General features: G+C 71.5%; 8 protein-coding genes. 6 read left to right on the top strand and 2 right to left on the bottom strand.

Going from position 1 to position 10,570, the window contains the following annotated elements; translation table 11 throughout:
• Nucleotides 1–119: 119 nt before the first annotated feature.
• Entirely contained in the window at nt 120–1,187 is a 1,068-nt protein-coding gene (gene hemE, locus ABT186_RS02565; RefSeq protein WP_502973128.1) for a uroporphyrinogen decarboxylase, read from the bottom strand.
• A gap of 374 nt (nt 1,188–1,561) precedes the next feature.
• Between hemE and ABT186_RS02560 the strand changes: the two genes are divergently transcribed.
• From ABT186_RS02560 to ABT186_RS02540, 5 genes are all read left to right on the top strand, one after another.
• A complete protein-coding gene (locus ABT186_RS02560) occupies nt 1,562–2,191 on the top strand; it encodes a DUF3000 domain-containing protein (RefSeq protein ID WP_502973130.1) in 630 nt (209 codons plus the stop codon).
• 293 nt (nt 2,192–2,484) lie between these two features.
• The gene (locus ABT186_RS02555) at nt 2,485–3,147 is read left to right on the top strand and encodes a response regulator transcription factor (RefSeq protein WP_003993737.1); all 663 of its coding nucleotides are present in this window, start codon (nt 2,485–2,487) and stop codon (nt 3,145–3,147) included.
• A gap of 253 nt (nt 3,148–3,400) precedes the next feature.
• Entirely contained in the window at nt 3,401–4,675 is a 1,275-nt protein-coding gene (locus ABT186_RS02550; RefSeq protein WP_351232013.1) for an HRDC domain-containing protein, read from the top strand.
• 421 nt (nt 4,676–5,096) lie between these two features.
• Nucleotides 5,097–6,314, top strand: coding sequence for a thiolase family protein (locus ABT186_RS02545; RefSeq protein WP_351232015.1), 1,218 nt, complete (start codon nt 5,097–5,099; stop codon nt 6,312–6,314).
• On the top strand, nt 6,311–8,440 hold the full coding sequence (locus tag ABT186_RS02540) for a 3-hydroxyacyl-CoA dehydrogenase NAD-binding domain-containing protein (RefSeq protein ID WP_351232017.1): 2,130 nt from the start codon (nt 6,311–6,313) through the stop codon (nt 8,438–8,440). Before ABT186_RS02545 ends, ABT186_RS02540 begins: the two co-directional genes overlap by 4 nt.
• A 637-nt stretch (nt 8,441–9,077) precedes the next feature.
• Here ABT186_RS02540 and ABT186_RS02535 read toward each other — a convergent pair.
• Nucleotides 9,078–10,091, bottom strand: a complete 1,014-nt coding sequence (locus ABT186_RS02535; protein ID WP_351232019.1) for a PLL family lectin — start codon at nt 10,089–10,091, stop codon at nt 9,078–9,080.
• 80 nt (nt 10,092–10,171) lie between these two features.
• On the opposite strand from ABT186_RS02535, the gene ABT186_RS02530 reads away from it, so the two are divergent.
• Nucleotides 10,172–10,570 (top strand): PIN domain-containing protein, encoded by a 399-nt coding sequence (locus tag ABT186_RS02530; protein ID WP_351923239.1) that lies wholly within the window; start codon nt 10,172–10,174, stop codon nt 10,568–10,570.

Raw genomic sequence — 10,570 nt, 5'->3', positions numbered from 1 at the left:
CGCGCCTGTGCCGAGGGCGCGACCGCGCGGAGGCCCGAAGGGTTGAGCACGGTCGCGCCCTCGGCACAGGCTCAGGCGCCCCGGAGGCGAACCGAGCCCCAAAAAAAGGGGAGGGCGCGTCAGCGGGCGGTCTGCGTGTGGACGTACTCCACGAGCCGGGTGAGGGAGTCCGGGTCGGTCGACGGCATGACACCGTGGCCGAGGTTGAAGACGTGGCCTTCGAGACCGGCGGCGGCGTCGAGCACCTCGCGGGTCTTGGCCTCGACGGCCTCCCGCGGGGCGAAGAGGACGGCCGGGTCGAGGTTGCCCTGGAGGGCCTTGCCGGGACCGACACGACGGACCGCCTCGTCGAGCGGGACACGCCAGTCGACGCCCACGACGTCCGCGCCCGCCTCCGCCATGAGACCGAGCAGCTCGCCGGTGCCGACGCCGAAGTGGATACGGGGGACGCCGTACCCCTCGACGGCCCGGAAGACCTTGGCCGAGGCGGGCAGCACCGAGCGACGGTAGTCGACGGGGGCGAGGGCGCCGGCCCATGAGTCGAAGAGCTGGACCGCCGAGGCGCCCGCTTCGATCTGCACCTTCAGGAAGGCGGCCGTGATGTCCGCGAGCCGGTCCACCAGGTCGGCCCACAGCTGCGGGTCGCCGTACATGAGTGCCTTGGTGTGCTCGTACGTCCGGGAGGGGCCGCCCTCGATGAGGTAGCTCGCGAGGGTGAAGGGAGCCCCCGCGAAGCCGATCAGCGGGGTCTCGCCCAGCTCGGCGGTGAGCAGCCGGACGGCCTCGGTGACGTACGAGACGTCCTCGGGGGTCAGGTCGCGCAGCTGCGCCAGGTCCGCGCGGGAGCGGATCGGGTGCTCGACGACCGGGCCGACGCCGGGCTTGATGTCGAGGTCGATGCCGATGGCCTTGAGGGGGACGACGATGTCACTGAAGTAGATCGCCGCATCCACGCCGTGCCGACGGACCGGCTGGAGCGTGATCTCGGTGACCAGCTCGGGCCGCATGCACGACTCGAGCATGGGGATGCCCTCGCGCACCTTCCGGTACTCGGGCAGGGAGCGACCGGCCTGCCGCATGAACCACACCGGGGTGTGCGGCACGGGCTCGCGCCGGCACGCCTTCATGAAGGCGGAGTCGTACGTCGCTGTCGGCTGGCCCGTCGCGGGGCGGTCATTGACACTCACACCGAAAAGTCTCGCACGCCGCACGGACAACGGGTTCCGGGGGCAGAGCGCCCCGCCAAAGGCGCGCCCCGTAGGGGCGCGGGGCTGTGACGATGTGCGGCTCCGCCGCGATGGGGGTCCCCCCTGTTCGAGCGAAGCCGAGAACTTGGGGGAGCGACAAGCCAGGACGAACCCGCAGCCGCCTCTCGAACCGATCCCCCACGGCGATCCGGCGCACGGCCACGCACCCGACGGCAACGGCCACAGCCAAACCCCGCCGTTCCCGACCAACCGCCGGAGGCCAAGGGTGTCTCTACCTGCGAAATCGCTTTCTTCCCCTTAATCTTCCCCGCATGGCTGCGGCTCAGGGACGACCGACGGACGGCGCTGGCGGAATGGACGACCCGGAGGAGGGGGAACAGGATGCGATGGAGACGGCTCCGCTGCCCTTCCGTGCCGCGGTCGAAGCGCTGAGGGCGGCCCGGTTGCGGCCGGAGATCGAGATCGAGCCGACGCGCCCGCCGCAACGGCTCGCCCCGCACGCGTACGCACTGGAGGCCGCGGTCGTCGAGAGCGACGAGGACCTGGCCGACGGGCGCCTCGTCCTGCTGCACGACCCGGCCGGGCATGACGCCTGGCAGGGCTCCTTCCGTCTGGTCACGCTGGTGCGCGCGGAGCTCGAACCGGAGATGGCGGCGGACCCGCTGCTGCCCGAGGTGTGCTGGTCCTGGCTGACCGGCGCGCTCGAGTCCCGCGGGCTGTCCTACGGCGAGCCGAGCGGCACCGTCACGCGCGCCAGCTCGCACTACTTCGGCGGCCTCGCCAGCCGCCCGGCCGCCTCCCAGATCGAGATCCGGGCCTCCTGGACGCCCCGAGAGAGCCTGGGCGGCGTCCCGGACACGGCCGCTCACCTGGCCTCCTGGTGCGACCTGCTGTCCCAGGTGGCCGGCCTGCCCCCGACGGGGCCGGGCGACTCCTCGGTGGTGACCCTGCCGCAGCGCCGGGGGCCGCAGCAGCCCCGCTGACGCCCGGTACACGCGCGTGCGGCATGACTCCTGTCAATTCGGGTTTGACAGTTCTTGCCATCTCTTTGTCGATACGGCCACTTTCGACCTCGTATCGACAAGGGAGCGAACCGACTCGATCTTCGGTTGATCGCTCGCGCGTCCGAATTGCACGGATTGTTACTCACCAAATCGTGATCATTCTCTAAAGGAGCACGAGTTTGGTGCCGAAGACGACTGTGACCTAGAAAGCACGGTTCGTCCCGGCTTCATCCCCAGAGCCGGCCCCGTCACGCACCCCTCCAGGAGGCCTGGTGTCCGTTCTCCTCGAGCAGCCCGCAAGCCTGGTCGCCTACCGCCCGAACAAACCGACCGCCATGGTCGTCGTGGCCGACCCTCGCGTCCGTTCCACCGTCACCCGCCACCTCTGGGCGCTCGGAGTGCGCGACGTCATCGAGGCGTCGTCCATCGCGGAGGCCCGCCCCCGTATCGGCAACCCGCGCGACATCTGCGTCGCCGACGTCCACCTCCCCGACGGCTCGGGTCTCACTCTCTTGTCCGAGACCCGAGCCGCGGGCTGGCCCAACGGTCTTGCCCTGTCCGCCGCCGACGACATCGGCGCCGTCCGCAACGCCCTCGCGGGCGGTGTGAAGGGCTACGTCGTCACCGGCACGCGCACCAACGTCGGGCTCCCCACCCGACCCGGTGCCGCCCCCATCGGCGCCGCCGCCGCGCGCCTGCACCGCCGCCCCCCGGGTGCCCCGAGCCACCCGGGCGGCTACCGCGAGCTGTCCGGCCGCGAGGTGGAGGTACTGCGCCTGGTCGCCGAGGGCCAGTCGAACAAGGCGATCGGCGTCTCGATGGGCCTGTCCGCACTGACCGTCAAGAGCCACCTCGCCCGCATCGCCCGCAAGCTCGGCACGGGCGACCGCGCCGGGATGGTGGCCGTGGCCCTGCGGACCGGCATCATCCACTGACCCGGACAACGTCGCCCACTGCCCCGGACAACGCCGCCCACCGCTCGCCACCCCTTCGTGTCAGCACCGAGCCGCCTGCCGACGCGAGTCCCGGTCGCCCGCCGCCCTGGCGGTCGGCCATCCCGCGCCTCACACACGGGCGCGGAAATCCTTCAGCGACGCATATGACATGTGACCGGTTTACGACCCTCCAGCGCCCGTCGACGGAACGTTCCGTCGGCGGGCGCAGTCCACACACAGATACCCTTGACAGGTGACCGACGCCCAAGAGACCGCAGCAGACAGCCCACTGCGAACCACCGGAGGCGCCCCTCCGGACGACGTCGAAACGGCGCCGATCCCCTTGCTTGAGCCGCGAGACGGTATTCCTCCGGTGATTGCCGACGATGCCTCGCTCGCCGAGGTGATCGCCGCGTTCGCCGGCGGCACCGGCCCCGTCGCCGTCGACGCCGAACGCGCGTCCGGATACCGATACGGCCAGCGCGCCTATCTGGTGCAGCTGCGCCGCGAAGGCGCGGGCACCGCACTGATCGACCCCGTGGCCTGCCCCGACCTGTCGAGCCTGGGCGAGGCGATCTCCGGGGTGGAATGGGTGCTGCACGCCGCCACCCAGGACCTGCCGTGTCTGCGCGAGATAGGCATGGTTCCCACGAGCCTGTTCGACACCGAGCTGGCCGGGCGCCTCGCCGGGTTCCCCCGGGTGGGGCTCGGCGCGATGGTGGAGAGCGTTCTCGGCTTCGTCCTGGAGAAGGGACACTCCGCCGTCGACTGGTCGACGCGGCCCCTGCCCGACCCCTGGCTGCGCTACGCCGCCCTCGATGTCGAGCTGCTCGTCGACCTGCGGGACGCCCTGGAGAAGGAGCTGGACCGGCAGGGCAAGCTCGAGTGGGCCCAGCAGGAGTTCGAGGCGATCGCCTCGGCGCCTCCGGCGGAGCCGCGCAAGGACCCCTGGCGCCGTACGTCCGGGATGCACAAGGTGCGCCGCCGTCGGCAGATGGCGGTCGTCCGGGAGCTGTGGCAGACCCGGGACCGGATCGCGCAGCGCAGGGACGTCTCGCCCGGCAAGGTGCTCGGCGACACGGCGATCGTCGAGGCCGCGCTGGCCCTCCCGCCGAACGTGCATGCCCTGGCCGCGCTGAACGGCTTCGGACACCGTATGGGCCGTCGTCAGCTGGAGCAGTGGCAGGCCGCGGTGGATCGCGCGAAGGCCTTGCCGGACGCGGAGCTGCCGCAGCCGGGCCAGCCGGTGACCGGGCCTCCCCCGCCGCGGGCATGGGCGGACAAGGACCCGGCCGCCGCGGCGCGGCTGTCCGCGGCGCGCTCCGCGGTGTCGACGCTGGCCGAGCAGTTCACGATGCCGCAGGAGAATCTGATCTCTCCGGACACGGTGCGGCGCCTGTGCTGGGAGCCGCCGAAGCCGGCCGACGCGGAGTCGGTCGCGGCCGCGCTCGCCGCGTACGGGGCCAGGCCCTGGCAGGTCGAGCAGGTGACTCCGGGGTTGGTGGCTGCGCTGTCGGTCAAGGGCTGAGGGCGCCGCCCGATCGCCGTGGGCGGTTCGGCGTACGGCGACTGCGGGCCGTCAGTGGTGCTCACTCCCCCAGGTTCTCGGCTTCGCTCGAACAGGGGGACCCCCATTGCGGCGGAGCCGCACGTCGTCGCGGACCCGCGCCCCTCACGGGGCGCGGCTGCGTCGAGATCGCGCCAACAACCACACAGCACAGGGACTCAGGGACTCAATGTCGGGGACACGGGGACTCAAGGACTCGGGGACTCAATGTCGGGGACACGGGGACTCAAGGACGGGGACACGTGGACGGGAAGGTGTGACCTTCGCCGCTCCCGTCCGCGGGACTGGGCAGCTTGGTTACCCACAAGTAGCATGGTGCTGAGCGCGCGCTCAGCGGGGCGCGTCGCAGCAGTGCCATCCCGCACCCTGGAGGAGAGCCATCGTGCCTCGTACCGTCAGGGACGTCGTCTTCGTCGACGGCGTCCGCACCCCGTTCGGCAAGGCGGGCCCGAAGGGCATCTACCACGAGACCCGCGCCGACGACCTCGTCGTGAAGGCGATCCGGGAGCTGCTGCGCCGCAACCCGGGTCTCGACCCGAAGAAGATCGACGAGGTCGCCATCGCCGCGACCACGCAGATCGGTGACCAGGGCCTGACCCTCGGCCGCACGGCCGGCATCCTCGCCGGTCTCCCCCAGTCCGTGCCCGGCTACTCCATCGACCGCATGTGCGCGGGCGCGCTGACGGCCGTGACGACCACGGCCGGTTCCATCGCCTTCGGCGCGTACGACGCCGTCATCGCCGGTGGTGTCGAGCACATGGGCCGCCACCCGATGGGCGAGGGCGTGGACCCGAACCCGCGCTTCGTGAGCGAGAAGCTGGTCGACGAGTCCGCCCTGTTCATGGGCATGACCGCGGAGAACCTGCACGACCGCTACCCGCACATCACCAAGCTGCGCGCCGACGAGTACGCCGTGCGCTCGCAGGAGAAGGCCGCCAAGGCCTATGCCAACGGCAAGATCCAGCAGGACCTGGTGCCGATCTCGGTGCGCCGCACGAACCCGGAGGCCGGCGAGACGGGCTGGGGCCTGGTCACGGCCGACGAGCCGATGCGCCCGGGTACGACGCTGGAGAACCTGGCGAACCTCAAGACGCCGTTCCGTGTCCACGGCCGGGTCACCGCCGGTAACGCGGCCGGTCTCAACGACGGCGCCACCGCCTCGATCATCGCGAGCGAGGACTTCGCCCGCGAGAACGGCCTGCCGGTCAAGATGCGCCTGGTGTCGTACGCCTTCGCGGGCGTCGAGCCGGAGGTCATGGGTTACGGCCCGATCCCGGCGACGGAGAAGGCCCTCGCCAAGGCGGGTCTGTCCATCTCCGACATCGGCCTGTTCGAGATCAACGAGGCCTTCGCCGTCCAGGTCCTGGCCTTCCTCGACCACTACGGCATCGCGGACGACGACGAGCGCGTCAACCAGTACGGCGGCGCCATCGCCTTCGGTCACCCGCTCGCCTCCTCCGGCGTCCGTCTGATGACGCAGCTGGCCCGCCAGTTCGAGGAGCAGCCGCAGGTCCGTTACGGCCTCACCACCATGTGCGTCGGCTTCGGCATGGGCGCGACGGTCATCTGGGAGAACCCGCACTTCGAGGGGGACAAGTGAGCACCACCGCCGATCTGTTGAAGGGTGCGTCCGACCTGTTCCCGGACGAGGTCGTCACCCAGGCGCACGTACGCCACCTCGACCTGCCGTTCGGCGCGGGCCGTTTCGCCCTGATCACGCTGGACAACGGCTTCGACCACACCAAGCCGACCACCTTCGGCCCGGCCTCGCTCGCGAACCTCAACACCGCGCTCGACCAGGTCGAGCGGGAGGCCGCGGCCGGCGAGATCGTCGGTGTCGGCATCACCGGCAAGCCGTTCATCTTCGCGGTCGGCGCCGACCTCAAGGGCGTCGAGCTGCTGAAGAATCACGAGGACGCGCTGGCCATCGGCAAGGGCGGCCACGAGGTCTTCAAGCGCATCGCGGCCCTGGCGGTCCCGTCGTTCGCGTACTACAACGGCGCGGCGATGGGCGGCGGCGTCGAGGTCGGTCTGCACTGCACGTACCGCACGGTCTCCAAGGCACTCCCGGCGTTCTCGCTCCCCGAGGTCTTCCTGGGCCTGGTCCCGGGCTGGGGCGGCTGCACGCTGCTGCCGAACCTGATCGGCGCGGACAGGGCCGTCTCGGTCATCATCGAGAACTCGCTCAACCAGAACAAGCAGCTCAAGGGCCGGCAGGTCTACGACCTCGGCATCGCCGACGCCATCTTCGAGGGCGCGGACTTCCTGGAGCAGTCGCTGGTCTGGACGGCGAACGTCCTCAAGGGCGAGATCGAGGTCGAGCGCCCGGTGATCGACCGCGGCGAGGCCTGGGACCAGGCCGTCGCCAAGGGCCGGTTCATCGCGGACGGCAAGGTGCACGGCGCGGCCCCGGCCGCGTACCGCGCCCTCGACATCATCGCCGCCGCCAAGAACGGCGACCTGCAGCAGGGTTACGACGCCGAGGACAAGGCCCTCGCGGACCTGATCATGGGCGGTGAACTGCGCGCGGGCATCTACGCGTTCAACCTCGTCCAGAAGCGCGCCAAGCGCCCCGCGGGCGCCCCGGACAAGAACCTGGCCCGCCCGGTCACCAAGGTCGGTGTCGTCGGCGCCGGTCTGATGGCCTCGCAGCTGGCGCTGCTCTTCCTGCGCCGCCTGGAGGTCCCGGTCGTCCTCACGGACATCGACCAGGAGCGGGTCGACAAGGGTGTGGGCTACGTCCAGGCCGAGATCGACAAGCTGCTCGCCAAGGGCCGTATCAACCAGGACAAGGCCAACCGCCTCAAGGCGCTGGTGACCGGTGTCCTGGACAAGGCGGAGGGCTTCTCCGACGCGGACTTCATCATCGAGGCCGTGTTCGAGGAGATCGGCGTCAAGCAGCAGGTGTTCGCGGAGGTCGAGGCGGTCGCCCCGGCGCACGCGATCCTCGCCACCAACACCTCCTCCCTCTCGGTGACGGAGATGGCGTCGAAGCTGCAGCACCCCGAGCGGGTCGTGGGCTTCCACTTCTTCAACCCGGTGGCGGTGCTCCCGCTGCTGGAGATCGTCCGCGGCGAGCAGACGGACGACGCATCGCTGGCGACCGCCTTCGCGGTGGCCAAGAAGCTGAAGAAGACGGCGGTTCTGGTGAAGGACGCCCCGGCGTTCGTCGTCAACCGCATCCTCACCCGCTTCATGGGCGAGATCCAGAACGTCATCGACGAGGGCACCCCGGTCGAGGTGGCGGAGAAGGCGGTGGAGCCCCTGGGCCTGCCGATGTCCCCGCTGGTCCTGCTCGAACTGGTCGGCCCTGCCATCGGCCTGCACGTCTCGGAGACCCTCAACGGGGCCTTCCCCGACCGCTTCAAGGTCTCCCCGAACCTCAAGGCGGTCGTCGAGGCGGGCAAGCGCGGCTTCTACGTCTACGACAGCGGCAAGCCCGAGCTGGACCCGGAGGTCGCGGCGCTGCTGAAGCAGGGCGACACCGTCCTGACGGAGGAGCAGGTCCGCGCCCGCGTCCTGGACGCGGTGGCCCAGGAGATCGGTCTGATGCTCGACGAGGGCGTCGTCGCCGAGGCCCAGGACATCGACCTCTGCCTGATCACGGGCGCCGGCTGGCCCTTCCACCTGGGCGGCATCACGCCGTACCTGGACCGCGAGGGAGTCTCCGAGCGCGTGAACGGCAAGAAGTTCCTGGCTCCGGGCGTGGCTTCGGTTCCTGCGTAGCCGTCGCACGCATGCGACAGAGCCCCCGCCTCGGCGGGGGCTCTGTGTTTTCGCCGTACGGTGTCCTGTCGCCGTCGGCCGATCACCAGCCAAGGACCGCCGCCGCCAGCGGCACTCCGCTCCCCGGCAGGCGGCCGGAGGCCATGGAACGAACTCCACCGCCCGGGGCGCCACCCGGTGGGCGACCGCCAGTCGCCCGACCGCGCCCAGGGACACGCTCGCGGCACAGCCGCACACGCCCCAAGCCGCCAACGGCACGCGGTCGCAGGCTGCGGAACCGGCCGCGGTCGTCCCGACCCGCACCGAAACCCCACCCGACCGACCACCGGCCAACAAGCAAACCCCACCGCCCAGCCAACCACCGGCCAAGGACCGGACCCCGGCGCCACCTCGCGGGCGAACCGCCGGCCGGCCGTCGCGCCCAAGGCGACGATCGCAGCACGGCCTCACACGCCCCGGCCTGGACCGGACCGCCGGAACGCACCGGCTGGACGGCGCCCAGTCCCTGCAGTTCGTACGGACCCGGCACGCAAGGCGATCCGTACGGACTCGGTCATTTCCGCATCTGCGAAGAATTCGCCGGCGACCGGCGGCTCCTGACCTCCTCGGCTCGCCCGCTCGCCGTGCCGAGGCCTCGTCAGACCGTCCGCCAGGCCGACAGCGCGAGACCCGGCTCGTCCTTCTGACGGGCCAGGCGGAGCTCGCCGTCCTCGGTGAGTGACGCTGCCACCACGTGCCCCTCGGCGTCCTCGGCCACCGCGATCCGCGCGTCCGCCGGCAGCTGCGGACCCGACTCGGTCCACGACAGTCCCCCCGGCTCCTGCTCGGTGGGACAGACCGCGAGGACGACCCGGCCGGAGGCCGAACGCTGGGCGAGCAGCGTGCAGTCGTTGCCCTCGATGACGCAGCGCACCGCCGCGACCGGCCCGGGACCGGCGGCTGCGAGCAGCGCAACGGGGGCACTGCCCGGACGCCAGGAGTGCAGCATGCCCTCGGGGTCCGCGAAGAACAGTGTGGTCTGCTCCTTGGAGGTGGCCAGCGCGGTCAGCGTGCCGGCCTGGACACGCACCTCCAGCTCCTCGTCGGGCACCAGGGCCTCACCGGGCTCCTCCTGGTGCCAGCGCTTGATGCCCTCCGCCGTCGTGGCGTACAGCTCGACGCGGCCCGAGCCTCCGGTCACGGCGGCCAGTTCCTCGTGTGTGCCCCGGCCGCCGAGGTCGTGCCAGGGCCCCCAGCCGCCGCGCTCCTTCTGGGCGACCATGCTGACGCCGCCGCCCTTGTTGCGGACGAAGACATGGGCGCGTCCCTCGGTGTCCACGGCCACGGCAGGCACACCGGTCCGGTCGCCCTTCTTGTTCGGGTGGCCGATCGGGATCCAGTCGAGGGCGGCCAGGTGGGGGCGGAAGTGCGTGGAGTGCACAAGGCCCGACTCGCCCGGGACCGTGGGACGCCAGGCGACGAGATGGGCATAGCCGTCGGCACCCTGGCCCACCGCGAGTTGGCCGTACAGGCGCTGGTCCCCGCCCACCCTGCGCTCCGGCGTCCAGGGAAGGCCCGGGTGGCGCTCGGCCCGGCACCACACCGCTTCGTCCCGCGGGACATAGGCGCTCAGGTTGCCGTCCCGGCCGCGCAGCAGCCAGGCACCGTTCACAGGAGGGACCGTTGACACTCCCCCACTCTAAACGGGCGTCCGGCGGGCCTCCTGCGAAGGGCTCGTGCAAGGCTGTGGGCATGAGTGACCCGCTCCTCGTGATCGTCGACGCCGCGAACGTCGTCGGGTCGGTGCCCGACGGCTGGTGGCGGGACCGGCGGGGCGCCGCCGAACGGTTGCGGGACCGTCTGGTGCGGTTCGCCGAGGGGGGACTCCCCGGCCGCCCCGGGCCGCTGGAGCTGATACTCGTGGTCGAGGGTGCGGCGCGCGGGGTCGAGTCCGTGCCCGGCGTGCGGGTGGAGGCGGCGCCCGGCAGCGGTGACGACCGTATCGTCGAGCTGGTCGCCGAGGCCGGGGACCGTCCCGCGCTGGTCGTCACGGCGGACCGCGGGTTGCGGCGCCGGGTGGCGGAACTGGGCGCCGAGGTCACGGGCCCGCGCACGGTGCACGACCGGGAACCGCCTGCGGACCGCTCCTGA

The sequence above is a fragment of the Streptomyces sp. NPDC001634 genome, assembly GCF_040298185.1.
Lineage (GTDB): Bacteria > Actinomycetota > Actinomycetes > Streptomycetales > Streptomycetaceae > Streptomyces.
Note: the sequence above shows the minus strand (reverse complement) of the source record. Positions and strands in the feature narration are given on the sequence as shown.

Bases quoted from the DNA above. Each gene is read 5' to 3' on its own strand.
- ABT186_RS02560 (WP_502973130.1), top strand. From the start codon at position 1,562: ATGGACGACCCGGAGGAGGGGGAACAGGATGCGATGGAGACGGCTCCG.
- ABT186_RS02530 (WP_351923239.1), top strand. From the start codon at position 10,172: ATGAGTGACCCGCTCCTCGTGATCGTCGACGCCGCGAACGTCGTCGGG.